Source organism: Leucobacter faecis (genome assembly GCF_054456635.2).
The window spans coordinates 85,521-112,408 of the sequence record NZ_JBTJEP020000008.1 but is presented as its reverse complement, the minus strand read 5'-3'; the positions used below and the strand labels follow the sequence as shown (position 1 = coordinate 112,408).

General features: G+C 66.6%; 28 protein-coding genes. 11 read left to right on the top strand and 17 right to left on the bottom strand.

The window, feature by feature from the left end; translation table 11 throughout:
• Positions 1–4 precede the first annotated feature (4 nt).
• The 3 genes from rlmB to phoU all read right to left on the bottom strand — a co-directional run bounded on the left by rlmB (position 5) and on the right by phoU (position 3,239).
• A complete protein-coding gene (rlmB, locus tag ACXR2T_RS08475; protein WP_458838378.1) occupies positions 5–1,021 on the bottom strand; it encodes a 23S rRNA (guanosine(2251)-2'-O)-methyltransferase RlmB in 1,017 nt (338 codons plus the stop codon).
• Positions 1,018–2,511, bottom strand: a complete 1,494-nt coding sequence (cysS, locus tag ACXR2T_RS08470; protein WP_458812034.1) for a cysteine--tRNA ligase — start codon at positions 2,509–2,511, stop codon at positions 1,018–1,020. Before cysS ends, rlmB begins: the two co-directional genes overlap by 4 nt.
• Before the next feature lie 86 nt (positions 2,512–2,597).
• Positions 2,598–3,239, bottom strand: coding sequence for a phosphate signaling complex protein PhoU (gene phoU / locus ACXR2T_RS08465; RefSeq protein ID WP_458812037.1), 642 nt, complete (start codon positions 3,237–3,239; stop codon positions 2,598–2,600).
• Between the two features lie 161 nt (positions 3,240–3,400).
• Between phoU and ACXR2T_RS08460 the strand changes: the two genes are divergently transcribed.
• Both ACXR2T_RS08460 and ACXR2T_RS08455 read left to right on the top strand, forming a co-directional pair.
• Positions 3,401–4,588: a sensor histidine kinase gene (locus ACXR2T_RS08460; protein WP_458812040.1), complete on the top strand. Its 1,188-nt coding sequence runs from the start codon at positions 3,401–3,403 to the stop codon at positions 4,586–4,588.
• Entirely contained in the window at positions 4,588–5,283 is a 696-nt protein-coding gene (locus ACXR2T_RS08455) for a winged helix-turn-helix domain-containing protein (protein ID WP_458812043.1), read from the top strand. The genes ACXR2T_RS08460 and ACXR2T_RS08455 overlap by 1 nt, the downstream gene beginning before the upstream one ends.
• Before the next feature lie 79 nt (positions 5,284–5,362).
• Here the strand turns inward: ACXR2T_RS08455 and ACXR2T_RS08450 are convergent, their stop codons facing one another.
• Complete coding sequence (locus ACXR2T_RS08450) at positions 5,363–5,953, bottom strand: DNA modification methylase (protein WP_458838377.1); 591 nt, start codon at positions 5,951–5,953, stop codon at positions 5,363–5,365.
• Positions 5,954–6,119: 166 nt separating this feature from the next.
• Here ACXR2T_RS08450 and ACXR2T_RS08445 point away from each other — a divergent pair, with 166 nt between their 5' ends.
• From ACXR2T_RS08445 to ACXR2T_RS08430, 4 genes are all read left to right on the top strand, one after another.
• On the top strand, positions 6,120–6,605 hold the full coding sequence (locus ACXR2T_RS08445) for a CarD family transcriptional regulator (protein WP_458812049.1): 486 nt from the start codon (positions 6,120–6,122) through the stop codon (positions 6,603–6,605).
• Between the two features lie 127 nt (positions 6,606–6,732).
• A complete protein-coding gene (gene ispD, locus ACXR2T_RS08440; protein WP_458812052.1) occupies positions 6,733–7,500 on the top strand; it encodes a 2-C-methyl-D-erythritol 4-phosphate cytidylyltransferase in 768 nt (255 codons plus the stop codon).
• Positions 7,497–7,964 (top strand): 2-C-methyl-D-erythritol 2,4-cyclodiphosphate synthase, encoded by a 468-nt coding sequence (gene ispF / locus ACXR2T_RS08435; protein ID WP_458812055.1) that lies wholly within the window; start codon positions 7,497–7,499, stop codon positions 7,962–7,964. The genes ispD and ispF overlap by 4 nt, the downstream gene beginning before the upstream one ends.
• Positions 7,965–8,021: 57 nt before the next feature.
• Entirely contained in the window at positions 8,022–8,621 is a 600-nt protein-coding gene (locus tag ACXR2T_RS08430) for a CG0192-related protein (RefSeq protein ID WP_458838376.1), read from the top strand.
• A gap of 183 nt (positions 8,622–8,804) precedes the next feature.
• On the opposite strand, the gene purM is transcribed toward ACXR2T_RS08430, so the two are convergent.
• Positions 8,805–9,914, bottom strand: a complete 1,110-nt coding sequence (gene purM, locus ACXR2T_RS08425) for a phosphoribosylformylglycinamidine cyclo-ligase (RefSeq protein ID WP_458812061.1) — start codon at positions 9,912–9,914, stop codon at positions 8,805–8,807.
• A 133-nt stretch (positions 9,915–10,047) separates the two neighbouring features.
• Between purM and purF the strand changes: the two genes are divergently transcribed.
• Positions 10,048–11,508 (top strand): amidophosphoribosyltransferase, encoded by a 1,461-nt coding sequence (gene purF / locus ACXR2T_RS08420; RefSeq protein WP_458812064.1) that lies wholly within the window; start codon positions 10,048–10,050, stop codon positions 11,506–11,508.
• A 66-nt stretch (positions 11,509–11,574) separates the two neighbouring features.
• On the opposite strand, the gene ACXR2T_RS08415 is transcribed toward purF, so the two are convergent.
• From ACXR2T_RS08415 to ACXR2T_RS08400, 4 genes are all read right to left on the bottom strand, one after another.
• Entirely contained in the window at positions 11,575–11,883 is a 309-nt protein-coding gene (locus tag ACXR2T_RS08415) for a twin-arginine translocase TatA/TatE family subunit (RefSeq protein WP_458838375.1), read from the bottom strand.
• 64 nt (positions 11,884–11,947) lie between these two features.
• Positions 11,948–12,115 (bottom strand): twin-arginine translocase TatA/TatE family subunit, encoded by a 168-nt coding sequence (locus ACXR2T_RS08410; RefSeq protein ID WP_458812070.1) that lies wholly within the window; start codon positions 12,113–12,115, stop codon positions 11,948–11,950.
• 52 nt (positions 12,116–12,167) lie between these two features.
• A complete protein-coding gene (locus tag ACXR2T_RS08405) occupies positions 12,168–12,626 on the bottom strand; it encodes a hypothetical protein (RefSeq protein WP_458838374.1) in 459 nt (152 codons plus the stop codon).
• 197 nt (positions 12,627–12,823) lie between these two features.
• Complete coding sequence (locus tag ACXR2T_RS08400; RefSeq protein WP_458838373.1) at positions 12,824–13,237, bottom strand: sterol carrier family protein; 414 nt, start codon at positions 13,235–13,237, stop codon at positions 12,824–12,826.
• Positions 13,238–13,260: 23 nt separating this feature from the next.
• Here ACXR2T_RS08400 and purD point away from each other — a divergent pair, with 23 nt between their 5' ends.
• Positions 13,261–14,517 carry a phosphoribosylamine--glycine ligase gene (gene purD / locus ACXR2T_RS08395; protein WP_458838372.1) on the top strand — a complete coding sequence of 419 codons (1,257 nt, stop codon included), beginning with the start codon at positions 13,261–13,263 and terminating at the stop codon, positions 14,515–14,517.
• Positions 14,518–14,970: 453 nt separating this feature from the next.
• On the opposite strand, the gene ACXR2T_RS08390 is transcribed toward purD, so the two are convergent.
• Positions 14,971–16,542, bottom strand: a complete 1,572-nt coding sequence (locus ACXR2T_RS08390; protein ID WP_489945510.1) for an SRPBCC family protein — start codon at positions 16,540–16,542, stop codon at positions 14,971–14,973.
• 194 nt (positions 16,543–16,736) lie between these two features.
• Here ACXR2T_RS08390 and ACXR2T_RS08385 point away from each other — a divergent pair, with 194 nt between their 5' ends.
• The 3 genes from ACXR2T_RS08385 to purQ all read left to right on the top strand — a co-directional run bounded on the left by ACXR2T_RS08385 (position 16,737) and on the right by purQ (position 18,747).
• The gene (locus tag ACXR2T_RS08385; RefSeq protein WP_458838370.1) at positions 16,737–17,654 is read left to right on the top strand and encodes a phosphoribosylaminoimidazolesuccinocarboxamide synthase; all 918 of its coding nucleotides are present in this window, start codon (positions 16,737–16,739) and stop codon (positions 17,652–17,654) included.
• Between the two features lie 119 nt (positions 17,655–17,773).
• Positions 17,774–18,043, top strand: coding sequence for a phosphoribosylformylglycinamidine synthase subunit PurS (gene purS, locus ACXR2T_RS08380; RefSeq protein ID WP_458812088.1), 270 nt, complete (start codon positions 17,774–17,776; stop codon positions 18,041–18,043).
• Positions 18,043–18,747 (top strand): phosphoribosylformylglycinamidine synthase subunit PurQ, encoded by a 705-nt coding sequence (gene purQ / locus ACXR2T_RS08375; RefSeq protein ID WP_458812091.1) that lies wholly within the window; start codon positions 18,043–18,045, stop codon positions 18,745–18,747. The genes purS and purQ overlap by 1 nt, the downstream gene beginning before the upstream one ends.
• Before the next feature lie 174 nt (positions 18,748–18,921).
• Here the strand turns inward: purQ and ACXR2T_RS08370 are convergent, their stop codons facing one another.
• The 7 genes from ACXR2T_RS08370 to ACXR2T_RS08340 form a co-directional block, all read right to left on the bottom strand.
• Positions 18,922–20,301, bottom strand: coding sequence for an aspartate aminotransferase family protein (locus ACXR2T_RS08370; protein WP_458838369.1), 1,380 nt, complete (start codon positions 20,299–20,301; stop codon positions 18,922–18,924).
• Positions 20,298–21,242, bottom strand: a complete 945-nt coding sequence (hemB, locus tag ACXR2T_RS08365) for a porphobilinogen synthase (protein ID WP_458812209.1) — start codon at positions 21,240–21,242, stop codon at positions 20,298–20,300. The genes ACXR2T_RS08370 and hemB overlap by 4 nt, the downstream gene beginning before the upstream one ends.
• A 143-nt stretch (positions 21,243–21,385) precedes the next feature.
• Positions 21,386–22,219: a uroporphyrinogen-III synthase gene (locus ACXR2T_RS08360; protein ID WP_458838368.1), complete on the bottom strand. Its 834-nt coding sequence runs from the start codon at positions 22,217–22,219 to the stop codon at positions 21,386–21,388.
• Positions 22,216–23,250 (bottom strand): hydroxymethylbilane synthase, encoded by a 1,035-nt coding sequence (gene hemC / locus ACXR2T_RS08355; RefSeq protein ID WP_458838367.1) that lies wholly within the window; start codon positions 23,248–23,250, stop codon positions 22,216–22,218. Before hemC ends, ACXR2T_RS08360 begins: the two co-directional genes overlap by 4 nt.
• Positions 23,247–24,464, bottom strand: a complete 1,218-nt coding sequence (locus tag ACXR2T_RS08350; protein ID WP_458838366.1) for a ferrochelatase — start codon at positions 24,462–24,464, stop codon at positions 23,247–23,249. The genes hemC and ACXR2T_RS08350 overlap by 4 nt, the downstream gene beginning before the upstream one ends.
• 26 nt (positions 24,465–24,490) lie before the next feature.
• Positions 24,491–25,306 carry a hydrogen peroxide-dependent heme synthase gene (gene hemQ, locus ACXR2T_RS08345; RefSeq protein WP_458838365.1) on the bottom strand — a complete coding sequence of 272 codons (816 nt, stop codon included), beginning with the start codon at positions 25,304–25,306 and terminating at the stop codon, positions 24,491–24,493.
• Positions 25,303–26,888: protoporphyrinogen/coproporphyrinogen oxidase (locus ACXR2T_RS08340; RefSeq protein WP_489945509.1), on the bottom strand; the 1,586-nt coding region annotated here is incomplete at its 5' end. The genes ACXR2T_RS08340 and hemQ, both read right to left, overlap by 4 nt.

The window sequence follows — 26,888 nt, the reverse complement described above, 5'->3', positions numbered from 1 at the left end:
TGAACTAGTTTGCGGGCGCTTCGGCGGGGCTGCGCTCAGCGCGCAGCTTCGCCACCTCGTACAGTGCGACGCTCGCCGCAATACCTGCGTTGAGGGACTCGGTGACCGCCTGAATCGGAATCGACACAATCGCGTCACACGTCTCGGTGACGAGACGCGACAGCCCCTTGCCCTCGCTGCCAATCACGAGCAGCAGCGGGCGATCGGCCAGCTCAAGCCCGGGCAGTTCAAGGTCACCGCCGCCGTCGAGACCGACAACGAAAACACCCTGCTTCTTGAACTCCTTGATGGTCTGCGTTAGGTTCGACGCCATCGCGACGGGAATACGCGCGGCCGCGCCGGCCGAGGTCTTCCATGCCGCAGAGTTGAGGCTGGCTGAGCGGCGCTGCGGCACGATGACAGCCTGGCCACCAAACGCACCCACCGAGCGAATGATCGCGCCCAGGTTGCGCGGATCGGTAATGCCGTCGAGCGCTACAAACAGCGGGGTCTTGTTGTTTGCAATGACCTCGTCAAGCACTTCGAGGGGGTTCGAGTACTCCATCGGCGGCACCTTCAGTACGACGCCCTGGTGCACTGAATCGCGCTCGACCATGCGGTCCATTTCAGGGCGCATGATCTCGAGCACCGCGATCTGACGGTTCGTCGCAAGACGCAGAATCTCACGCATGCGGTCGTCCATCTCGACGCGCGCCGCGATGTAGAGCGCTTTGGCAGGAATCTTCGCGCGCAGCGCCTCGAGCACAGCATTGCGGCCCGTGACCAGCTCGTTCTCGTCTTTACTGCGCTGGCCGCGACCGCGTTCGGGCGCGCGCCCGGTGCGCTCGGCGTGCCGCTTCTTGGCTGCCTCGTAGCGATCGCGTGAGGCCTTGGCCTTGTGTGCCGGGTGGTACTCGCGGTCTACCGCTTTAGGGGTGGGGCCGCGGCCCTCAAGCCCCTGGCGCCCTTGACCGCCGGAGCCGACTGCCTTGCCCAGGCCCTTCTTGCGCACGGCGCCCGTGCGATTACTCTTGTTACTCATGTCAGGCTCCAACGGGTTTGATGTGGCGTGTCTTCCAGCGCGATTCCTGCGTCAAGCAGACGGTCGCGAATCGCATCGCTCGTAGCGAAGTCTTTCTGTGCGCGCGCCTCGGTGCGCTGCGCGATAAGTGTCTCAATGAGCGCGCCCAGCGCGTCGCTCGCCGCGTCTGCTGCGTCAGTTCCGGATCCCGCTGCCCACGGCGTAGCGCGAGGGTCGAGGCCCAGTACGTCGAGCATCGCAACGACCTCGCTCGCCCGGGCCAACACGGTGTCGATGTCGCCGCCGTCGATCGCGGTGTTGCCCGCCCGCACAGCCTCGTGCACCGCGGCCAGAGCTTGCGGCACACCGAAGTCGTCGAGCATCGCCGCGGTGAATGCCTCGGGCAGGCTGCCTACTGTCGCTGTGCCCGCAGCGGGACTTAAGTAGAGTGCCGCGCGGGCTTCGCCCTCGTGCCGGTCTGCGTGAGTCGCGGCCACGGCCTCCCATGCCCGCTCAAGAAAGCCCTCGATGCGTTCGAACGCGGCGGCCGCCTCGGTGAGCGATGTGTCAGAGAATTCGAGCACCGAGCGGTAGTGGGCAGACCCCAGAAAGTAGCGCAGCACGATGGGCCTGGCCGCCTCGAGCAGGTCACTCGCGAAGAGCGAGTTGCCGAGCGACTTCGACATTTTTTGTCCGCCCGTGTTCACGAGTCCGTTGTGCACCCAGTGCCGCGCAAACTCGTGCCCGGCCGCGCGCGACTGAGCAAGCTCATTCTCGTGGTGCGGAAACCGGAGGTCGAGCCCGCCGCCGTGAATGTCGAACGCCGTGCCGAGGTACCGGGTTGCCATCGCCGAGCACTCGATGTGCCAACCAGGGCGGCCCGCGCCCCACGGCGATGCCCACGCTGCCGACTCGGGCTCGGTCTCTCGGTACGCCTTCCACAACGCGAAGTCGCGCGGGTCACGCTTACCCTTAGGTTCGGCGTCTGCCGCGTCTTCCATGTCATCACGACGCTGGCGCGTGAGCTCGCCGTACGCGTCCCAGCTGAGCGTGTCGAAATACACGTTCGCGGTGCCGTCGTCTGCCTGGTACGCATGACCACGGGCGATGAGCAGTTCGATCAACCCGATCATCTCTGCGATGTTGGCAGTGGCACGCGGCTCGTAGGTCGGCGCCAGCACACCGAGTGCATCATACGCCGCCGTGAACTCACGCTCCACACGGTACGCGAGCGCCCACCATTCTTCAGAGCTGCCCTCTCGCTGGCCGAGGCGGGCATTGTCAAGAATCTTGTCGTCGATATCGGTGACGTTGCGAATCAGCGTCACATCATGTCCTGTCGCGGCAAACCAGCGACGCATCTGGTCATAGACAAGCGCGCTGCGCAGGTGCCCGATGTGCGGCGCCGACTGAACCGTGGGGCCACACACGTACAGGCCCACCTTGCCGGCTTCGCGGGGGGCAAAGTCGACGAGCGCCCCCGCGCGCGAGTCATAGATGCGTTGTTTCACCCTGACAGCCTACCTTGCGTCGGTGTGGGCTTGGATGCAAAAAACCGCGAGGGCGTGCGGGCCCGCGCTCCGGGCCCGCACGCGAGTCAATCGATCGACCCGCTCAAGAAGAACTGCATTTGCTTCGCAACGCTCACGGCGTGATCGCCGAATCGCTCGTGGTACCGGCTCGCGAGGGTCGCGTCGACCACGCCAGTGGGGTTACCCACCAGTTTGTCGCTGAGCACCTTCTCGAACACCTTGGCGTGCAGCTCGTCAAGGTCATCGTCGAGGTCCCGCACCTGGTCGATCACGTGCGGCTCTTGCGTGCGCAATAGCTCCACGATCAGCCCCGCCATTTGCACGTCAAGCGCGCCCATGCGCACAAACGTCTTCGACAAACCCGCCGGGATCGCGCTTTCGGGGTAACGGTATCGCGCAAGCTGAGCGATGTGCTGCGCAAGGTCTGCCATGCGCTCAAGCGAGGAGCCCATGCGCAGAGCGCCCACGACAAGCCGCAGGTCTGACGCGACGGGCTGTTGCCTCGCCAGAATGTCGATTGCGAGCTGATCCAGCTCTGCTGTGAGCAGCTCAATCTGATCGCTGCCGTCGATCACGCGCTCAGCACGCGCCACGTCAGACTCACCAAACGCGCCGGTGGCGTCGCCGATCGACTCTTCAACGAGCTCAGCGATCTTCACGAGCCGCTCTTGCACCTCACGCAGCGACTGCTGAAATACTTCGCGCATTCAGATTCCTTTCAAGTTGCGTGGCGGCCGAAACTGCGATCGATCGCAGGCGCACGCCACCTCACAAGTGTGAACGGGCTGGGTAAACCGTACCGCACCGGCAGGTGAACAACGGTTGAACTTCACCTTTCGTGCTCACCGCGCCCCCTACGATGAGAGACATGGAACCCACCGCCCTCGTGCTCGCTGCCACCGCACTCGGGGCCACGGCCGGCACAGGCGCGACGCTCGGCATCATCGGTGCACGTCGCGCAGGCCGGCTGCGATCGGCCGAGATGCGCCCCGAGCTGCCCGAGGTCGTGACCACCCTGCTCGACGAGATCGACGCGTTTGCCGTGATTCTCGACTCATCGCTCGCAACTGTATACGCGAACCCCACTGCTCGTGAAGAACGCAACATGAGTGACGATGAGCTCGGCGCCCCCTCGTTTTTGGCGCGCGTGCGGCGTGTGATGTCTTCGGGCGTTCCCGACACCCACGAGCCCGATCCCGCCGACCACACCGACAACGTGCGCACGCACCTGTTTCGATTGCAGAGACGCTTCGTCGTCGTCCTTGCAGAGGACCTCGGCGAAGAACAGCGCGTAAACGCGATGCGTCGCGATTTCATCGCCAACGTGAGTCACGAACTCAAAACCCCCATCGCCGCCATCGGGCTGCTCGCAGAGGCAGTGCAGCAAGCCGCAGATGACCCTGAACTCGTACGCGAGTTCTCAAAGACGCTCGTCAAGGAATCACGCCGTTTGGGCTCGCTCTCGCGCGACATCATTCAGCTATCAGAGGCGCAGTCAGCGCTGCGCCCCGAGGACCGCGAGCGCGTCGACATTCGCCTGCTCGTGCGTGGCGAGGTCGACGCGCACCGCGCCCTCGCCACACAAAGCGGCATCACGCTCGTCATCACCGACGCAGACGACCGCGAGCGCGATGCGAGCCTGATGGGACGGCCCGCGGCGCTTGCAGCCGCGGTGGCAAACCTCTTGAGCAACGCGATCCGGCACTCGAACGAGGGCGAGCGCGTGGGCATCGGCATGACGTTCGAGAAGAAGCGGTTCGTGGTGACCGTGACCGATCAGGGCGAAGGAATTGCCGGTGAGCATTTGTCGCGCATTTTCGAGCGTTTTTACCGCGTCGATGAGGCACGCAGCCGCGATGGCGGCGGCACGGGGCTCGGCCTAAGCATCACACGGCACACGATGCGCGCCCACGGGGGCGACGTCGACGTGTGGTCACAGCCGGGCGTGGGGTCGAGTTTCACCCTCACATTTCCGCTGCACGAAGACTCAGACGACCGCCGTAAGCGCGCCAAGAAAAAGGTCAAACGCGCTCTTGATCGAAAGGACCCCAAGTAGTGCCCCAGCACATTCTGCTCGTCGAGGACGAAGAGTCGATCTCGCGCCCGCTCGCCTTTCTGCTTGAGCGCGAGGGGTACCAGGTGACAGTCGCTGGTGACGGTGCGGCCGCGATCACCGCGTTCGCCGAAGTCTCACCAGGCCTCGTATTGCTCGACCTGATGTTGCCCAACGTGCCGGGCACCGAGGTATGCCGCACGATTCGCCAGACGTCGCAGGTACCCATCATCATGCTCACCGCGAAAGACAGTGAGATCGACATTGTCGTGGGGCTCGAGTTAGGCGCAGACGACTATGTCACGAAGCCCTACTCGACCCGTGAGCTGCTCGCGCGCGTACGCGCTGCGCTGCGCCGCGGCGCCGCTGCCGCTCCCGAGCCGGCAGAGCCAGAGGACTCGCTCGTGATCGACGAGCTGGGCATCAAGCTCGACGTCGAGCGGCACACGGTGCTCGTACGCGGTGACGAGACCGCCATGCCGCTGCGCGAGTTTGAACTGCTCGAGATTCTCATGCGTCACGCTGGTCGCGTACTCACACGCGGGCAACTGATCGACCGCGTGTGGGGCAGTAACTACTACGGTGACACGAAGACTCTCGACGTGCACATTAAACGTATTCGCGCCCGCATTGAAGAAGAGCCTTCGAAGCCGCGACTCATCTCAACGGTGCGCGGCGTGGGCTATCGCTTCGGGTAACCCGCTCACACACAAGAACGCCCCTGGCCGCGGCCCGGGGCGTTCTTGTGTGTGAGCGCTGTTCGCGCTGACGCGAAAGCTACTTCTCGTCTTCTTCGATGTCGTCGCCGACCTTCGACTGCGAAGCTGCATCGTCTTCTGCGACAACCTTCTTGTCGTCGGCCGTCTCATCGGCCTTCTGCGAGAAGTTTGCCGGCAACACGTAGTCGCGGTACTCCGCGAGCGTGCCATCGAGCACGGGCACGTTGTGCTCCACCTCGGGCGCGCCAGCGAGCTGGAAGTACGTGCTCACGGTCGAACCGACCATGAGGCCGGGCATGCTCACGAGCACGGGTGCGACCTCGCCTGCGGGGTTACCGAAAGCGGTCGTGCCGACGGGAACAGTGAACTCGGCGCTCGCCTTGTCACCGTTCTCGGCAACGAAGCTCATAGTGATGACCTGTTCCTGGCCGGTGCGGTTCATCGCGGTGTACACCACGTTGAAGTTCTCACCGGTCTCGTCGGCGACGAGCAAGATGTTGCGCACATCAATGCCCTCGACGTTCACGTCAACACCGTCACTGGGTGCGTATGGCTCAAGCGTGCCCTGGGGCGCGATCAGGCTGCATCCTGTTGCGCCCAGCGCAAGCGCTGCAGCAAGAGCAATGGATGAGGCGATCCGAATCTTCAAGGTGGTCCTCCGAGCCGTGGGTCGATTCGACATCGTGCGCGGCGAGCCGCAAGCACGGTTTGAATCCATCATAACCGCGTCCACCGACGTGGCGCAGCTTAGGCAAGCCTAACCCACCCGCAGCGAATGTGGTATTCTAGTGGTTGGACTGTAAAGGAGCCACTCAATGCAATTTGAGGTCGGAGAGACTGTTGTCTACCCCCACCACGGTGCCGCCAAGATCATCGAGGTAAAGAAGCGCAAGCTCGGCGGAGAAGAGAAGCTCTTCCTAAAGCTGCAGGTCAACCAGGGCGACCTGACGATTGAGGTTCCGGCTGAGAACTGTGATCTGGTTGGCGTTCGTGACGTTATCGATAAGGCCGGTCTCGAGGAGGTGTTCGAGGTGCTGCGCGCCCCGTTCACCGAGGAGCCTACAAACTGGTCACGCCGCTACAAGGCAAACCTTGAGAAACTCGCCTCTGGCGACGTGATCAAGGTGTCCGAGGTTGTGCGCGACCTGTGGCGCCGCGACCAAGAGGTGCGCTCGCTGTCGGCTGGCGAGAAACGCATGCTCGCGAAGGCTCGTCAGATTCTCGTGTCAGAGCTCGCGCTCGCCGAGAAGACCGACGAAGAGAAGGCTGGCGAGGTTCTCGACCAGGTTCTCACCTCGTAGGCTGAGCAACAGGCTGCATCGCAGCCGCACCGCAATATTAAAAGGCGCCCCGCACTTGTGCAGGGCGCCTTTTGCTGTCTCTGCTTGCGCCGCTGCACTGCAGCGCCCACGCGAGTACCCTTGAGCTATGAGCAGCTCTGCGCACTCCCCCAACGAAACTCAGCCCCACACGCTCGCGTCACTCGGCGTGGTGCTCGTGGCAGCCGGGCGCGGCGAACGCCTCGGCGCCGAGGTACCCAAGGCGTTCTTCGAGCTGCACGGGCGCGCCCTACTCGAATTCAGCACGGCGGTCATCACCTCGCTGCCGCACCCCGGTCAGCTCGTGATCGTCGCTCCCGAGTCTCACGCGGCAGACGCCCTCGACATTATCGACGCGGTGCTACCCGAAGGCTCGTTGTGGGAGGTGTCTGTGGTGCCTGGGGGACGCGAGCGACACGAATCCGTGCGGTTTGGGCTCGCCGCGCTCGGTGAGTCCGTCGACACCGTGCTCGTGCACGATGCGGCGAGGCCGTTTGCGAGCGCCGCCCTGTTCGAGCGCGTCATCGCCGAAGTGCATAAGAGCGGGGCGGGCGTTATCCCCGCACTGCCCGTCGTTGACACGATCAAGCGCATCGACTCCTCGGGCGTCGTCCACGAGACCGTCGACCGCTCGGCGCTGGTCGCTGTGCAGACCCCGCAGGGCTTTCCGCGCGACGTGCTCGAGTCGGCACACGCCACCGCGCAGCTACACGGCGACCTCCCGACCGACGACGCCGAGCTTGTGCAGCGCGACGGCGGCATCGTGCGCACCGTGCCCGGCGAGATGCAGGCGCACAAGCTCACGTCGCCGGCAGACCTGCCGGTGCTCGAACATTTTCTCTCGGCAAACGCAGCGGGCCTCGGGAGCGACGCGTGATCCGCGTGGGCACGGGGTTCGACACCCACGCGTTCGACCCCGCGGCGCCGCTGTGGCTGGCGGGCCTCGAGTGGCCCGGTGAGCCTGGCCTGTCGGGCCACAGCGACGGCGATGCGGTGTGCCACGCTGTCGTCGACGCGCTGCTGTCTGCCGCAGGTCTCGGCGACATCGGCGGTCTCGTGGGGGTCGACCAGCCTGAAACCGCTGGCGCCGCGAGCACCGGGTTCGTGCGGCTCGCCCTCGAACGCCTCGCCGCTGATGGTTGGCGTCCGGTCAACGTCTCGGTGCAGATCATCGGCAAGCGGCCCAAGTTCGCGCCGCGCCAGGGCGAGGCCCAGGCCGTCATGTCTGAGCTCGTCGGCGCGCCCGTGTCGCTCGCCGCGACCACGACCGACGGCCTCGGGTTCACTGGCCAAGGCCTGGGCATCGCGGTGATCGCCAACGCGCTCATCGAGCGCGCTTAGGCTCCGGATCAGCGCTCACCCGGCGAGCGTTACGCTGATGGGCCGTAGGATCGCCGTATGGCTCTGATCTATTCCACGACCTTGCGCCCCTCAAAGCTCGAACTCATCGCGGGTTGGCTGCCTGACCAAGACTGGTTTCACGGTGACGTTTCACTTATCGAGGCCGTCGGCGCTTATCGCTTCGACGACCCCGAGGGTGAGGTTGGCATAGAGGGGCACCTGCTGCGGGCAGGCGATGACACCGTCTATCACGTGCCGCTCACTTACCGTGGAGCACCGCTGGCGGGTGCCGAGGCGGCACTGCTCGGTACCGTCCAGCACGGCGTGCTCGGCACCCGCTGGTTCTACGATGCCACGGCCGACCCCGTCTACGCAGCGGTGCTGACCGACACGATCACGGGCGGCGGGCGCGAAGCGCAGGAGTTCGTCACCGACTCCCCCGAGGCCGAAGCATCGCCCCGTGAAACAGTGACTAAGGTGTGGGGCTCGGGGTCTGCCGGTTCGACACTCGGCTCAGCGCTTCCCAATGCGGGCAGACTTGAGGTGCTGCGCGAACTCGGCAGCGCGACCCCCGAGTCCCCCTACGGCTGGGTGCTGCGCGGCACGTGGCCCGGCCTCAAACTGCCGGCCCTCTTCGCAGTCATCCACGAGGGTTAGCTTCGCGGTCGCACTCTGGCCCCTGCGCGCCGAAAATATGCGCGACTACTTCCGCTTCTGACCCCGGGTTAAACGGAAATAGTCGCGCATATTTTGGTAACGAACGACATACCCCAGATACAAAAGATCCGGGCCCCGGGCGTGCGCCAGGGATCCGGATCTCTTGAATTACTGCCGAGCGAGCTAGGCAGCGTAGGAGCCGACGAGACGCACTGCGCCTCCGTCGACGCCCTTGGCACCCTGCTCGAAGCCGGTGAAGTCGCGCTCAGAGGTCGAGATCTGACCGGCGACCCAGGTGTCGAGCCCCTCGGCGGTCAGCGCCGCGGCGACGTGCTGCGCCTTCGCGCCGTCGACGACGGCGAACATGCCGACTCCGAGGTTCCAGGCACCCTCGAGCGACTCGAGCGAGTGCCCGCCCAGCTCAGCCAGGTGGCGGAACACGGGCAGCGGCGACCAGCTCGCGCGCTCGACCTCGACCCAGGCGCCCTGCGGCAGCACGCGGGCCAGGTTCGCAGCGATGCCACCGCCGGTGACGTGGCTGAGGGCGTGAATCGCGCCGTCGAGCGCGGGATCCTCGAGCACGCGCAGCAGCGGGCTCGTGTACAGCGCTGTCGGAGTAAGAAGCGCCTCGCCGTAGGTCGCGCCGAGCTCGTTCGAGTGCTGCTCGTAGCCGATGCCCTTCTGCGAGAGGATGTGGCGCACGAGCGAGTAGCCGTTCGAGTGCAGGCCCGACGCACCCATCGCGAGCACCACATCGCCGTCCTGCACCCGGCCGGGGTGCAGCATCTTGTCGGCCTCGACCACGCCCGTCGCGGCGCCCGCCACGTCGTAGTCGTCGACGCCGAGAAGTCCGGGGTGCTCGGCGGTCTCGCCGCCCGTGAGCGCGGTGCCCGTAGCCTCGCACGCCTCAGCAATACCGCGCACGATATCGGCGATGCGCTGCGGCACTACCTTGCCGCACGCGATGTAGTCGGTCATGAATAGCGGTTTCGCGCCCACCACGACGATGTCATCGACGACCATGGCCACAAGGTCTTGGCCGATCGTGTCGTGCTTGTCGATCGCCTGCGCGATCGCCACCTTGGTCCCGACGCCGTCGGTGGAGCTGGCCAGCAGCGGACGCTTGTAGCCAAGGAGCGCGGACGCGTCGAACATGCCTGCAAAGCCACCGACACCCCCCAGCACCTCGGGGCCGTGCGTGCGCGCCACGGCCGACTTCATGAGCTCGACGGCGAGGTCACCCGCCTGGGTGTCCACTCCGGATTGGGCATAAATCGACGTGTTTTCGGTCACCCGTCAAGGATACCCTGCCCGTACGCCGAGTGCGTGCCCCTGTGAGTGTTCACGTCATGGTTACGTGTGCGAAACTAGAACCTGCGCGCAAACTTGCCGCATCACCCATCTCGCAGGGAGCAAACACCACAGCATGTGCGGCATCGTCGGCATCGTTTCCACTGAGCACGTCAACCAGCAGGTCTACGACAGCCTGCTGCTTCTGCAACACCGGGGTCAAGACTCCACAGGCATCGCCACACTCGACGGTGACTTCTTTCACATGGTGAAGGCGAAGGGCCAGGTGCGCGAGGCGTACCGCACCCGCGATATGCGCAGCCTCACCGGATCGGTTGGTCTCGGCCACGTGCGCTACGCCACTCGCGGCGACGCAGAACGCGAAGAAGAAGCCCAACCGTTTTACGTGGGCGCGCCGTACGGCATCATCCTGGTGCACAACGGCAACCTCACGAACACGCGTGAGCTCACGGCAGAGCTCTACAACGTCGACCGCCGCCATCTCAACACGCACTCTGACACCGAACTGCTGCTCAACGTGCTCGCGCACGAGCTGCAGGACGGCATGACCGGGCCGCAGCTTGATGAAGAGCAGGTGTTCTCGGCTGTGTCGCGCCTGCACAAGCGCGTTGAAGGTTCTTACGCGTCGATCGCGATGATCGCGGGGTACGGCCTACTCGCGTTTCGCGACCCGTTTGGCATTCGCCCGCTCGTATTGGGCCGCCGCGACTCAGCGAACGGCAAAGACGAGTGGATCGTCGCCTCAGAGTCGCTCGTACTCGAATCGGGTGGCTACGAGGTAGTACGCGACGTCGCCCCAGGCGAGGCGATTTTCATCTCGCAAGACGGCACGATGGCATCGCGGCAGTGCGCTGAGAACCCGCAGCTGATTCCGTGTGCGTTCGAATACATCTACCTCGCTCGCCCCGACTCGGTGCTCAGCGGTATTTCGGTGTACGACAGCCGGCTGCGCCTGGGCGAAACCCTCGCAGAGCAGGTTGCGCGCGAGATCCCCATGGGCGATATTGACGTGGTCATGCCTATTCCCGAGTCGGGTAGGCCGAGCGCCATGCAGCTCGCCCACAAGCTAGGCATTGACTACCGCGAGGGCTTCTTCAAGAACCACTACGTCGGCCGCACCTTCATCATGCCCGGCCAGGCCGTACGCAAGCGCAGCGTACGCCAGAAGCTCAACACACTGGGTGTCGAGTTTAAGGGCAAGAACGTGATGCTCGTTGACGACTCAATCGTGCGCGGCACCACGTCGAAGGAAATCATCGAGATGGCGCGCGCCGCGGGCGCTAACAGCGTCACCTTTGCGTCGGCTGCCCCGCCCGTGCTCTACCCGCACGTGTACGGCATCAACATGCCCACCCGCGCCGAGCTGATTGCGCATAACCGCAGCAACGACGAGATAAACGCAGCCATGGGCAGCGATCGACTGCTCTACCAGACGGTCGAAGGCATGAACCGCGCAATTCTTTCCGGCCAGGAGGCCGTAACAAAGCTCGAGGAGAGCTGCTTCACGGGTGAATACGTCACCGGCAGCATCGACGCCGAGTACCTCGCCTGGGTTGAGGCAACGCAGGTCAGCTAGTCCCCAGCACAAATAAGAAACCCTCGGCGCCGGGCGCCGAGGGTTTCTTATTGCAGCTCGTGCGAGCTAGGCCTTCTTGTCGTCGGCGTCGGGCGCCTTTGGCGTAGAAGGCTCAGCGGGCTCTGCCGCAGCAGGCTGAGCAGGCGCGGCCTCAGCAGCAGGCGCGGTCGCAGTGGTCGTCGCGGGCCCCGTGGCCTGCGCATCAGACGCATTCGAAGTGGTTGCTCCAGCGTCGTCGCCGCGCACCTCCTTCTTGAGAATCTTCATCGACTGGCCGAGGCTCTTCGCAAGCCCGGGCAGCTTGGGAGCGCCGAACAACAGCAGAACGATGAAGAGGATGACAAACATCGTGGGGCCGGAAAGATTTCCGATCATTCGGGTGAACTCCGATCGTAGGCGTCAGGCCAGTAACTCAGTCTGGCCAGTATGACAGGCTGGCTTAGCTCTGGGGCGTTGCGTCGTGCGAGGCGGGTTTCGTCTCGTCGGTGTCGCCGCTCACTTCTTTCTTCAGAATGCGCATTGACTGGCCCAGGCTTTTCGCGAGCCCCGGCAGCTTGGGAGCCCCGAACATCAACAGCACGACAAACAGAATGGCAAACAAGTGCATTCCGGTCAGGTTTCCAAGCATCAGTGGGCTCCGCTCAACGTAGGTAACGCGATTATCGCACGTCAGTCTGGATCGCCACACCACTGCCAGTACGGCGCTTTGCAACGAATCCCAGCACTACGCCGAGGAGGCCCCCCACGCCCAGGCCGATCACGCCGCCGATGAGCGCCATAAACCCTACTGCCTGGCCAAGCGTGTAGTTCGCGTCGGGTGCGACGGGCATCAACGCGCTCACCATCATGGCGACGATCGCACCCACGATGCCGAGCGTCACAACAATACGGCCGTATCGCACCCCGCGCACGAGCGTCACCTCGCGTTCGACCTGGTGCACGATCGGCTCGTGCGGCGCTTCGGCGTGCTCCTCACCCTCGGCAGCATCCTCAGTCGTAACGCCCTCGGCGGCAGTATCTACTGCCGGATCAGGGTGCCCCGTCACCGCAGCGTCAGTTTCAACCGGGTTGCCGTTCTCGTCGCGCGGCGCGTCGGCCACGGGCTCTGAGGTGTTCATGGTCTCCATTCTCGCAGGCTCTGCCTGTGCATCTGGCGGGTTTCAGCGTCCGAGCGTTTGCACTCATGCAGGAGATCAGCACTCATGCAGGACTCGTTTCGCGATTCGATCCTGCAGGAGCGCTGATCTCCTGCAGGAGCGCTAATCTCCTACACAAGCGCTGCGGCTAAACCGCCCACGCCCTCAAGCCCCAGACCCTAATCTCGGGCGCGCATGACGGGCAGAAGCCCTTCGAGGGTGGCGCGCGATCCGGACGCCACGACGCGAGCCGCGCTCACGGCGTCGTCCCAGCTGAGTGAGCCGGTTGCGAGCCCCAGCCAGGTGTCTGGGCTCATCTCGATCACATTCGGCGGTGTGCCGCGGGTGTGCCTGGGACCTTCGACACACTGGGTCGCGCCGAACGGCGGCACGCGCACCTCAACCGTGTTTCCCGGCGCGATCGCCGCGAGCTCCTCGAGCAGATATCGCACCGCGGTCGCTACCGTGGCCCGCGGCGCCCCACCGGCGCTGCCTGCTCCGACAGCACCGGTTGCCGAGCTTGCGCTGCCCGCAGCCCGCACGATTGCGAGCGCCGCGAGCCCATCTTCGTCTGAAATTCTTCGTCGTGCCACGCCCCCAGGATAAGCTGGGCACCGTGAAAATCCTCGTCTTGGGGCCGGGTGCCCGCGAACACGCCATCGTCCTTGCCCTCCTCGCTGAATCTGCCGACCATGAGATCGTTTGCGCACCCGGAAACGCGGGCGTCGCCGCGAGCGGTGTCGAGGTCGCTGAGCTCGAGTACACGAGCCCGGCCGCGGTCACGCCCTTCGTGACTGAGCGCGGGTTCGATCTCGTGATCATCGGCCCCGAGGCGCCGCTGGTCGCCGGTGTGGCCGATCCGCTGCGGGCCGCGGGCATCGCGGTGTTTGGTCCGGATCAGGCCGCCGCCGCTCTCGAGGGTTCGAAAGCATTCGCCAAGCGCATCATGGATGAGGCGGGCGTGCCGACCGGGCGCGCCGTGCAGGTGACCTCGGTCGACGATGCTGCCGCGGTGCTCGATGAGTTTGGCGCGCCCTACGTGGTGAAGGCTGACGGTCTCGCCGCAGGTAAGGGGGTGCTCGTGACGAGCGACCGCGACGCTGCGCTCGAGCATGTTGCCACTTGGGCACCGAAGGGTGACGTGCTCGTCGAGGAGTTCTTGGACGGGCAAGAGGTGTCGCTGTTCTTCTTGGCCGACGGTCACGACGTGCTGCCGCTGTCGCCCGCGCAGGACTACAAGCGCATCTTTGACGGTGATGAGGGCCCCAACACGGGCGGTATGGGCGCCTACTCGCCGCTGCCCTGGGTCGCAGATGGCTTTGTCGAAGAGATCACCCGCGACGTCGCAATTCCTACCGTGCGACAGCTCGAAGCCGAGGGCACACCGTTTGTCGGGCTGCTGTACTGCGGCCTGATCGTCACGTCGAAGGGCGTGCGTGTCATCGAGTTCAATGCTCGTTTTGGTGACCCTGAGACCCAGGTCGTGCTTGCACGCATGGAGTCGCCGCTGAGCGAGTACCTGCTCGCGACGGCCGAGGGGCGCCTGGCTGCTCTGCCCGCGCCGACCTTCTCGCCCGACCCCGCAGTGATCGTTGTGGTCGCGAGCGAGGGCTACCCCGAGACCGCCGTTACCGGCCGCGAGATTACGGGGCTTGCTGCCGCCGAGGCGGTGGCCGGTGTGCACGTCGTGCACGCTGCGACCGAGCGCGGCGACGATGGTTCGTGGGTGTCGACCGGCGGCCGCGTACTGGGTGTCGTTGCACGCGGCGCCGACTTTGCTGAGGCGCGCGCCCGCGCCTACGAGGCGGTCGGCGAGATCTCACTCGAGGGGTCCCAGCACCGCACCGACATCGCCGCCCGCGTAGCACACTAGCGCGGGCTGACAGGTACCTCCCCGCGCGAAGTCGCGAGTGTCGCCCAGCCAGGCCAGCGGGTACCCCGTTTTACGGTAACTCCCCACACAAGGTGGCGAGTCGGCGTCGAAGTGACGAGACGGCATCGAAAACACGTGTTTTCGATGCCGTCTCGTCACTTCGATGCTGTTTGGCTCTCACCTGACTCAAGCTGGCCCTGTGAGCCTGCTCGGCGCTGTCCACTGAAGTGTATGAGTTCGAGTCAGATGTATGAGTTCGTGGCCTCGCGGTGCCGCGATCCCGTACGCTTCACTCGAACTCATACACTTCAGTGGGTGAAAGAGCGAATCTGCTGCAGAGATGTCCGTTTGATAGGGCACGTTGCCTCAGCTGTGGCAGGGGTGCGAGCGCGGCGCGGCCGCGAGCTTAATGTTGCTGGTTCGACAGTGTGCTGCCTCGCCAGCGTGCTGGCGCTATAGTCCGCGCAGCAACGAATCGAAGTCTGGCTCTTCTGGCTCGTCGTCGCTGTCACTATCTCTGTCACTATCGCTGCCGCTGCCGTTGCCGTTACCGCTGTCGCTGTCGGCTGCGGTTGCGGCTGCGGCTTCGGCTGCAGCTGCAGCTTCGGCTTCGGCTTCGGCTTCGGCTTCGGCTTCGGCTTCGGCTTCGGCTTCGGCGCGACCGTTCTTGGCGTTGACGGCGGGCACAAATTCGATGCGCGGCAGCGCCACCGTGTCATCACTCACGTCGGCGCTGCTCGCACCGGCATCACTCACACCGGCGCCACCCACACCGGCGCCGCCCACACCGGCGCCGCCCGCACCGGCATCACTCACACCGGCATCACCCGCACCGGCGCCGCCCACACCGGCGCCGCCCGCACCTGCGCCGTCACCCGACGCGGCTTCGACTGGGGGGCCGGGCAACACGAGCGGCACGAGGTTAGGGTCAAGCTCGACCTCGTCAGAGTCGCCAAACTCGCGGTCCATCAAATCGCGATCTATGACCTCGCGCCTTCGTGCAGCGTGAAACATAAGCGCGTCAGCGGCACTCTGGTCGCTCTGATCACCCTGGCGTTCTGGCTCTTCGATCGCCGTCCGGCCGTCAGACACCGATGACACGTCAGTCGCCGAAAACTCTTCAGAGATCGAGAACTCGTCAGCGTTCGATGCCTCCTCCGCGCTCGAAGGCTCCTCCGCGATCGACTGCTCCTCAACTACTGACGCTTCGCCCTCGAGCGACTCCCCGCCCTGTGGCAACTCGATCGGGCCGGTCACCAGCTCGAGACGATCACCTACGCTCGGTTCTGCGTCTACCTCGATCGGCGCAAGTTCTGCTTCGTGAGTGAGTTCACCCTCGACCGTAAGCGGAGCCCGCTCGAGGTCGGCAGCGCTTGCCGCATCAGTCGCGATGCCGCTCGCGACAGCAGGCTCGGCGGTAGCAGCGGCGGTAGCAGCGGCGGTAGCAGCGGCGGTAGCAGCGGCGGTAGCAGCGGCGGTAGCAGCGGCGGTAGCAGCGGTAGCGGCGGTAGCGGCGCCAGCGGCAGCGGCGGCAGCGGCAGCGGCGGCAGCGGCAGCGGCTTCATCGAGACTTGCCTCTGCTAGCGCCGTCACGAACCTGTTCCAGTCACGGCCGGCCGCGTCAGCGCGCACCGCGCCGCCCGGCAGCGCGTCGAAGCCTGTCTCGGTGACCGTTACCCCTGTGTGGTGCCCCTGCGAGCGCAGCGTGATGAGCACGGCCGAGCCACGCTCCTCACCGGGCACGTTCCAGGTGAAACCGAGAGCGTGACCGTTCACCCACACGTCAACTGTGCCCGCGAGTTCGCGCGCCGACTGTAACTGCGCCGACTGTAACTGCGCCGACTGTAACTGCGCCGACTGTGACACGGCGTTGGCGCCCGAGTCAACAGCAGCACCAGCAGCACCAGCAGCACCACCAGCACCGGCACCGTCTACAACGCGGCCCGCCTGGCGCACCGCTCCGCCGATACCCGGCTCAAGCTCGAGCGTCTGCCACCACTGCGACCGCAGCACAGGGTCGGTCAAATGCGCCCAGACAGACGCCCGTGAGGCTTTGGTACGGCTTCTCGCAACGACTGGACCCAGCGGAATCATAGTGCTCCTTCGTCAAACGCCACGGGCCCGCGCCCGCGGTGTTCCTAATAACAGAACTTTAGTCCATGGCCCCTAAAGTCACCCCAGGCGGCGCGCGGCATGCAAACGAGTGCGAGAATGGACGGGTGACGAAGCTTCCCACTCCAACAACTCTGCCCGGATGGACCCACATTTACTCGGGCAAGGTACGCGACCTGTACGTGCCCGAGAGCGGCCCCGACGGCTATTTGCTGGTGGTGGCCAGCAACCGCATCAGCGCGTTCGATTTTGTGCTCGAGCCGCCCATCGAGGGCAAGGGCGCGGTGCTCACTGAGCTCTCAAACTGGTGGTTTGAGCGCATCGACATGCCCAACCACCTGGTGCCTCACACACCCGACCTGCCCGAGATTCCCGCAGATGTCGCCGCGCGCGCGATGCTCACCCGCAAGCTCGAGATGTACCCGATCGAGTGCGTTGTACGCGGCGCGCTGACCGGCTCGGGTTTTGCCGAGTACCAGCGCCTCGGTTCGGTCTGCGGCATTGAGCTGCCCGCCGGCATGCAAGACGGCGACCTGCTCGACCCCCCGATCTACACGCCCGCGTACAAGGCGCCCCTCGGCGAGCACGACGAGAACATCACCTACGAAAAGAGCGTCGAGCTCGTAGGCGCCGAACTCGCGAGCCAGCTGCGTGACGCGTCGATTGACATCTTCACCAAGGCCCGCGACCTCGCAGCACAAAGCGGAGTCGTACTCGCTGACACGAAGTTCGAGTTTGGTCGCGACCCCAAAACCGGTGAGCTCGTGCTCGCCGACGAGGTGCTCACGAGTGACTCGTCACGCTACTGGGACGCCGCCAAGTACGCAAACAAACATCTTCCCCGCGCAGAGCGCCTCGCGTCGTTCGACAAGCAGATCGTGCGCAACTGGCTCAGCACCAACTGGGACAAGCAGGGCACCCCGCCCGTGCTGCCGCAGGAGATCGTCGATCGCACGCTGGGGCAGTACCGCCAACTGCTCGAGCTGCTCTCGGGGCAGGCTGATCCGGATCAAGGAACGGCCTAACCACCCAAGCAGCCAGCGCAGCAACCCAGCTGCGCGTACTGCCGAGCACAGGGGCGCTTGCAGCGCCGCCAGTGTGCGAGAATTGAACCAAGCTTTACCTCTAGAAACGGAGATCCCGGGTGCCCACGATTGTCGTTGATGTCATGCCCAAGTCCGAACTGCTTGATCCCCAGGGCAAGGCCATCACTGGTGCTCTTGACCGCCTCGGTCACGGCAAGTTCCAGAACGTGCGCGTTGGTAAGCGCTTTGAGCTCACCGTAGAGGGCGACGTCACCGCAGAGGTGCTCGCCGAGGTGCGCAAGGTCGCCGAAGACACCCTGTCGAACTCGGTGATCGAGGATGTCGTCGCGATCAGCGTCGACGGTGAGCCCGCGAACGAGGCCGCATAATGGCGACCCGTATTGGTGTTGTCACCTTTCCTGGATCGCTCGATGATCGCGACGCGCAGCGCGCGATTCGCATCGCTGGCGCCGAGCCGGTAGCGCTGTGGCACGCCGACCACGACCTGCAGGGCGTCGACGCGATCGTGCTGCCCGGCGGCTTCAGCTACGGCGACTACCTGCGCCCCGGCGCAATCGCCGCCATTTCGCCGATCATGACCGAGGTCATCGACGCTGCGAACAAGGGCATGCCTGTGCTGGGCATTTGCAACGGCTTTCAGGTGCTCGTCGAGTCGCATCTGCTGCCCGGCGGCCTGATTCGCAACGCAAACCAGCAGTTTGTGCGTCGCGACCAGAAGCTGATCGTCGAGAACGCCGACACCGCGTGGACTCACCGCTTCGCCAAGGATGAAGAGATCGTGATTCCGCTGAAGAACGGTGACGGCGGCTACATCGCGAACGATGAGACGCTCAAGCAGCTCGAGGGTGACGGGCTCATCGCTTTCCGTTATGCCGGAGTCAACCCCAACGGTTCGGTGAACGACATCGCGGGTCTCTCCAACGCGCGCGGCAACGTGGTCGGTCTCATGCCGCACCCCGAGCACGCGGTTGAGGCGGGCTTTGGCCCCGACACCCCCGAGGCTATGCGCTCGGGCCTCGATGGGCTGCGCTTCTTCGAAGCAGCCATCGAGACGATCGCGGCGCGCGTCTAACGCTCTCGCTGCACGGCGCGCGCTTAGCCAGCTCGAGCATCGAGCTTCACGCACACTTTCGAGCTTCACGCACAAGAATTCCCAGAATTCTTGTGCGTGAAGCTCGATTTGTGTTTCTAGCTCGATTTGTGTTTGGCGCGATGTGCGGCGGGGCCGGATCACGGCCGCGGCGGGCTAGGCCTCCCGCGCGGCTCGCGCCGCGGCGGGCAGCGCATCTGCGATGCGCGCAATGGCCACGTCATTGTGCGCGGCCGTCACAAACCACGCCTCATACGGGCTCGGTGGCAGTGACACACCGCCGTCGAGCATCGCGTTGAAGAATGCGCGGTACCGCGCACCGTTGTGTGATGTCGCGCCGTCGTAGTCAACGATCGGTGCGTCTGCATCGGCGAAGAAGACACTAAACAGTGTGCCGGCACGCTGAATGCGATGCGGCACGCCGGCGTCGGTGAGCGCCCCCGCAACGAGCTCTGCCACCTGTTGGGCGGCTCGACTAAGCCGCATGTATGCGTCGGTGTCGGCACCGCGCAGCGTCGCGATTCCGGCCGCCACTGCGACCGGGTTTCCCGAGAGCGTACCGCCCTGGTAGACGGGCCCCACGGGCGCCAGCAGCTGCATGAGTTCAGTGCGCCCACCCACCGCGGCGAGCGGCAGCCCGCCGCCCGTGACTTTGCCAAACGTCACGAGATCTGGTGCGACGGGCACCCGGCCCTCGGCGTATTCAACGCCCCAGAACCCCTCGGGGCCAGCCCGAAAGCCGGTGAGTACCTCGTCGCTGATCACGAGGGCACCGTCGCGGTGCGCGGCCGCGGTGAGCGCCGCGGTGAACCCCGGCACCGGCGGCACGACCCCCATATTGCAGGCAGCCGCCTCGGTGATGACCGCCGCAATCTCCCCCGGGTGGGCGGCAAATGCGGCTTCGAGCGCTGCCACGTTGTTGTAGGGCAGCACAATCGTTTGCGCGGCCGTTACTGCGGTGACCCCGGCAGATGCGGGCAGGCCCAGCGTTGCAAGCCCCGAGCCGGCGGCCGCCAGCAGCCCGTCGGAGTGCCCGTGGTAGTGCCCCGCGAACTTGACGATAAGTGGCCGGTTCGTGGCCGCCCGCGCTATGCGCACCGCCGTCATCGTCGCTTCAGTGCCCGTCGACACAAAGCGCAGCCGCTCGGCGTGGGGCACGCGCAGCGTGATCAGCTCGGCGAGTTCTGCCTCGTCGGGGTGCGAGGCACCAAAACCGAGCCCCGCGGCGGCGGCCCGCTGCACTGCTTCGACCACCCCGGGGTGGGCGTGCCCGAGTAATGCCGGGCCCCACGCAGCGACCAGGTCGACGTAGTCACGACCGTCGGCGCAGGTGAGCCAAGCGCCCTGCCCGCACACAAAAAACCTCGGTGTGCCGCCGACCGATGAGAAGTCACGCACGGGCGAGTTCACCCCGCCCACGATCGTGCGACGTGCACGCGCCGCAAATGCTGCACTCGCGGGCGCAACACCGCCCAAAGCAGCACCGCCCAAAGCAGCACCGCCCAAAGCACCCCCGATCGAGGCAACCCCGCTCATCGCAGCCACCCCGCGAGCTCGATCGCAAAGTAGCTGAGCACCGCTTCGGCGCCCGCCCGACGAATACTCACAATCGATTCTTCGATGGCGGCTCGGCGGTCGATCCACCCGTGTGCCGCGGCGGCCTCAATCATCGCCGCCTCCCCCGACACCTGGTACGCCCAGGTGGGAACGGGGCTTGCTGCCGCCACTTCTGCGAGCACATCGAGGTAGCTCGACGCGGGTTTCACCATCACAATGTCGGCGCCTTCGGCCACGTCGAGCGCAGCTTCGCGCACTCCCTCGCGCCTATTCGCTGGGTCTTGCTGGTACCCGCGGCGGTTACCGCTGAGCTGCGAGTCGACGGCCTCGCGAAACGGGCCATAGAACGCCGACGCATACTTCGCTGAGTACGCGAGAATTGCAGTGTCCGTGTGCCCGGCCCGATCGAGCGAGGCGCGCACCGCCGCCACCTGGCCGTCCATCATGCCCGACAGTCCGAGCACGTCAGCCCCGGCGCCCGCCTGGGCGAGCGCCATTTGCACGTAGCGTGCCAGCGTGGCGTCGTTATCGACGTCGCCGCGCGCATCGAGCACACCGCAGTGACCGTGGTCGGTGAACTCGTCGAGGCACAGGTCGGCCTGCACCACGAGCGTGTCGCCGGTCTCCTCACGCACAGCCGTTATCGCCCGGTTTAAGACCCCCTCGGGGTCGTCTGCCGCGCTCCCCCGGTCATCGCGCACGGCCGGCACGCCAAACAGCATGATGCCGCCGAGCCCCGCTGCGGCGGCATCATGCGCCACGGCACGCACCGAATCGAGCGTGTGCTGCACAACACCCGGCATCGCCACGATCGGTCGCGGCGCAGCGATGCCCTCGCGCACAAACACCGGCAAGATCAGTTCGCTCGGGTGCACGCGCGTCTCGGCGGCGAGCCGCCTGAGCGCGGGCGTACGGCGCATTCTGCGAGGCCGGATCAGCGGGCCCGGCACACTCTGCGCTTGCGCGCTGGGCTGGGTGGGCGCGCTGGGCTGGGTGTGCACGCTGAGAGGGGGGCGCACAGTCGGCGCCACGACGGCTGGCATCGAAAGCGTGGTGTGCTGGTTCATCGGGTTTCTCCTTGACGCGTGTGTTCGTAGGTTTCGCGGGCTCCGGCGATCAGCGCGATCGAGACGGCGTCGAGTAGACCGTCGGTGGTCGAGATCTCGGCGACGATGTCGGTCGCGAGCCCGCAGCTGGCAAGGGTGCGTGCGGTGGGTTCACCGATGGCGGCGACCCGTGTTGTGGCAGGAAGCGGGGTGAGCCGGTCTGCAATCGCGCGGGCCGCTGAGCTGCTGGTCGCAAGCACCACGTCAAACTCGCCCGCCGCCACGCTGGCCCGCAGCCCCGCAATCTCTGGGGTGGTGACAGTTGTGTAGGCGGCGACCCGGTGCACCACGTGACCCGCTGCACGAAGCGCCTGCTCGACCGTCACGTCTGCAAGTTCTGAGACGGGCAGCAGCACACGTGCAGGCTTATTTTCAGCGACGGTGAGGTCTGGGAGCGCCGCGAGCAGTGACTGCGCGAGGCCGTGACCCGAAAAGTCGCGGCCCGGCATGACGTGTAATCGAAACCCGAGGGCCTGAATGGCGGCAGCCGTGACGGGACCCACCGCGGCCGTTTTTGCATGCGGCTGCGCGCCCGCGGCCGCGAGCGCGGCAGCGGTGGTCGCGCTTGTGACGACGAGCCAGTCGTATTCGCCCAAGTTCCAGCGCTCGATCGCTGTGGTGAACGCGGCCGGGTCGCTCGGCGGGGCTGTTTCGAGGAGCCTGGCGATACGGGGGCTCCCCCCGCGGTCAAGCACTTTCTCGTGCAGCGCGGCGCCCAGGTCACCACCGCGGGGAATCAGGATGCGTAGCCCGGCGAGGGAGAGCCTGGGTGGACGTACGTGCGCGATCATCTCGTCGCTCCATTCTGGGTAGGACTCTGGGAGGACTGGGAGGACTGGGAGGACTGTGTGAGCAGTGTGAGTGGCGCGATGCGGGCGGCGCCGGCTGCGAGCAGTTGTGTGGCCACCTCTGCCCCGAGGCGTGAGGGGTCACTGTCACGGGAGACCTCGGCCGTCGCTTCGACGTGCTCGCTACCGTCGACCGCGTAGACGACGCCCGTGAGGCGTAGCGTGTCGCCGTCGCACCGCGCCCACGCGCCCACCGGTGCCTGGCACCCCGCCTCAAGCGTCGCGAGCACGGCGCGCTCGGCGAGCGCACACGCGCGCGCCTCGGCATCGTCGAGAGCGGTCAACGCGGCGGCGAGTGCGGCAGCAAGGTCGGGTTCGTTCGCGCTGCGCACTTCGACCGCGAGCGCCCCCTGCCCGGGAGCGGTGGGAGCCTCGTCGAGCTCAAAAAGCTCGGTGATGGCCGGGTCACGGCCGATCCGGAGCAGCCCCGCCGCCGCCAACACGACCGCATCGAGGTCGCGGCCCGCGCGCGCGAGCCGCGAGTCGACGTTACCGCGCAGGTCACGCACATCGAGGTCGGGCCGCCGTCGCAGCAGCTGGGCGCTGCGTCGCGGCGATCCGGTGCCGACACGGGCGGCCCGGGGCAGCTCGGCGAGGGTGAGCCCGTCGCGTGCGCACAGTGCGTCGCGCGCGTCGGCGCGGGCCGGAATCGCGCCGAGTGTGATGCCGGGGCACTCGCCCGTGGGCAGGTCTTTGAGCGAGTGCACCGCTACATCGCACTGGCCCGCGATGAGCGCGTCGCGCAGCGCGCTCACAAACACGCCTGTGCCGCCAAGCTGCGCGAGCGGTGCGGGCGAAGTGTCTCCCTTCGTCGTCACGATCACGAGCGCGACGTCACACCCGGTTGCCGCCGCGATCTGGCGGGCGACCCCGGTCGTCTGGGTGACTGCCAGCTCGCTGCCACGAGTACCCACCCGGATCAGATTCTTGCGGGCCGCAACCGGGCCACGCACGACCGGCACCCGGGTCGTCACGAGGCGCTCACCCTGGCGTGCTCGGCAGCGCGCGCTCGGCTTGCCGCGGCCCGCGCGGGGGTCTCGCAGCAGCCCTCACCGCACACGTCAAACCACGGGCCAAGCGTGGTGCGCGAGGCCCGCGCTTCGGGTGGCGTGCCGTCGCGGCGCTCGAGCACGAGGTCGATGAGGCCCGAGACGTAGGCGGGTGCGACGCCGGGCGTGGGCACCCGGGCAGCGGCGAGCCCGTGTTCGGCGCAGGTTTCGAGGGCTTCGGTGTCTAAGTCCCAGAGCACCTCCATATGGTCGCTCACAAACCCGACGGGCACGATGACGACGGCGCGCACGCCCTGAGCGGGCAGCGCAGCAATCGCGTCGTTAATGTCGGGTTCAAGCCACGGCTGCTGCGGCGGGCCGCTGCGTGACTGGTAGGCGAGCTCCCAGGTGACGCCGGGGCACGCTTCGCGAGCGATCTGGGCCGCCGCGGCAAGGTGCTGCGCCTCGTATGCGCCCGCGGCTGCGGGCGGCGCGGATGACGTGGGCGGCGCGGATGGCGCGGCAGCGAGCACTGCTGCGAGCGCCGCGTGATCCGGGCCAAACGTGCCCGAGTAAGAGGTGGGAACCGAGTGCGTCGTGAAGACGATGCGCAGGTCGCGCTGGGCGTCGAGTGCCGGGTCGCGTACCAGCAGATCGGCGACCGCTCTGCGCGTGCTGGCAATGAACGGGTCGAGAAACCCGGGGTGATCAAAGTAGGGCCGTACCTTGTCGGCGGTCAGCGTGCGCCCCTCGGCGTGCAGCTGCGCGAGCGCTTCGTCGATGTTCTCCTGGTATTGCTTGCAGCCCGAATATGAGGCGAAGGCGCTGGTGGGTAGCACGAGCACGCGTTCGAAGCCGCGGTCGGCCGCGTCGCGCAGCACGTCAGTGAGGTACGGCGCCCAGTTGCGGTTGCCCCAGAGCACGGGCAGGTCGATGTCACGGTGGGCGAGCTCGGCTTCGAGTGCGGCTTTGAGGTGCCGGTTCTGCTCGTTGATGGGGCTCACTCCATCAAAGTGTCGGTAGTGGTGTGCGACCTCTTCGAGGCGCTCGTCGGGGATTCCGCGGCCACGGGTGACGTTGCGCAGAAACGGGATCACGTCGTTCTGCCCCTCGGGCCCGCCGAAGCCCAGCAGCACAATGGCGTCGTAGCGGTGCGGCGCGGTGTCGAAGCGCGCCGCGTTCGCGGGTGTGGTGTTCATGGGTGTGGTGTTCATGGATGTGGTGTTCACAGGAGCACCTCCGGCACCTCGACGGCCGAGATGCGACGGCCCGTGAAGAACGGGGTTTCTTCGCGCATGTGTCTGCGGGCGTCGGTAGCGCGCAGTGTGCGCATGAGGTCGACGAGCTCGGTGAGGTCGTCGGACTCCATCGGCAGCAGCCACTCGTAGTCGCCCAGCGCGAATGCCGACACGGTGTTGGCAACGACGCCGCGAAACTCGGCGCCCTTGCGCCCGTGGTCTGCGAGCATGCGGCCGCGCTCCGCGTCGGGCAGCAGGTACCATTCGGCATCACGCACAAACGGGTACAGTACGAGCCAGTCGCGTGGCGCCTTACCGCTCAAAAACCCCGGTATGTGCGCGCGATTAAACTCGGCGTCACGGTGCACGCCGAGGGCGTTCCAGGTGGGCAGCAGCTCGGCGATCACTGTCGTGCGGCGCAGCTCACGCAGGGCGTGCTGCAAGTCTTTGGCGCTATCGCCGTGCAGCCAGACCATGAGGTCGGCGTCGGCGCGCAGGCCCGACACGTCGTACCAACCCCGCAGTGTCACGCGCGCACGGCCTGCGCTGTCGGCGGAGGCGCCGGGCCGTGCAGTATCCGCATCTGGACCGGTGACCCGGTCGACGGCCTGTTGCAGCTCGGCGGCGAGCGCTGCCCGATCTGGGCGTGCGGCGGCCCCGTGCTGCGCGGCAGCCCGTGCGAGAGCTGGGTCGCGGCGAAACACCGCCCAGAGCGTAAACCCGGCGGGGCTGTTGTCGCCCGGTACCGGGGTCGCGTCAGTGGATCCAGCTGACAGGTCCGTGGATATGGCGGGAGTGGTCATGGGAGCTCCTTAGTGGACGTTGGGGTTGGTGTAGTCGAGTGGGCGTGGGTGTGAGCGTGAGAGACGTTGCGCGCCACGGCTCGGGCGTGCGGTATGACGCTCGCGAGCCCGGTGCCGGCGTAGGCCTCACCTGTGCACCGAAGCCCCGGCGGTAGCGCGCACGGCCGGGCGCTCGCGGGGATGCGCCAGCGGGCACGAGCGTGCGACACCAGCTGCGCCTGGTCGAGTTCAACGCCCAAGACGGCGGCGGCATCGCGCAGTGCGAGCGCTGCTGCAGTTTCGTCGTCGAGGCCGCTCGTAGCAGGCGGCACGTCTCGGGATCCGTAGGACAGCCGCAGCACGTGCCGCCCGGTGGGCGTTATCTCGCGTAGCCACGGCCACTTTGCTGTCGCGTGTGTGAGTGCCTTCGCGGCGATGCGCGGGTGCGGCTGCCGGATCAGTGCGCCCGTGCCGCGTGGGCCGGGGCGATCGGCTGTGCCGTTCAGGGCCGCCGAATCGACCACGAGCGTGACGGTTTCAACGCACGTTTCGGCGGTGAAGTCGGCGGTGAAGTCGGCGCCGCCGGGTTTGAGGTGTGCCGTGAGGTGTGCCGTGAGGTGTGCAATGACGGCGGGCGGCACGGCCAGGATCACGGTGTGTGCGACGCACTCGCCCCCCGTCCACTGCACACGCCACCGGGGCTGTGGTCCGGCGGCGCTCGGCTGATCCGGAGCTGGTTCGTACTCGGGTGCCGCAGCGGCCGCGGGCGGCAGCGCGGTGAGCCCCGTCACCTCGCTGTTCGTGCGCAGCGCGACGCCGCGGTCACTCAGATCGGTCTCGAGCCGCGTCACGAGCTGGCTGAGCCCGCCCACAAAGCTTGCGACCGCGCCACCCGCGGCGAGGCTCGCGCGCCTCACCTCGCGGGCGGCGCGCACGAGGGATCCGGTGCGCGCATAGGCCCGGGCGAGATCGTGCTGGGCGTCAAACGGCAGCTTCTCTGGCGCCGCGGAGTAGACGCCCTCGACGACCGGGGCGACGAACGCCGTCGTTGCACGCGCGCCGATGCGGGCACGCGCGACGTCGGCGACGGAGGCGCCCGGGGCGTGCTTCGTGCGCGGGCGCCACGGCTCGGTCGCGACCCACAGCGCGGTGGGCAGGCCGATTGCACCGCGGTTGCGCAGCGGCCGCGTCGGGACGCCGAGCGCCCCCGATGCGGGCAGCGGGTGCGCCGCCGCTGCGGTCACGACCCACGCCGAAGCCGCGGCCGGGCGCGTGACGGCCTCGCCCATACCCAGCTCGTGCGCAAGCGCCAGCACCGAGCCGTCACGGGTGGCGAAGGCCTCGGCCCCGAGCTCAACGGGGAGCCCCGCTAGCCTCGTGCGCTGCACTCTGCCGCCCAGCGTGCGGCCCGCCTCAATGAGGCAGACACCGAGCCCAGCCGCGCTCAAGTCACGGGCGGTGACGAGCCCGGCGACACCACCCCCGATGACGACCGCATCGTAGGCCTGCGTATGGGAGGGGTGTGCGTGGGCGGGGTGCGCGTGGGCGGGGTGCGCGTGGGCGGGGTGCGCGTGGGCGGGGTGCGCGTGGGCGGGGTGCGCGT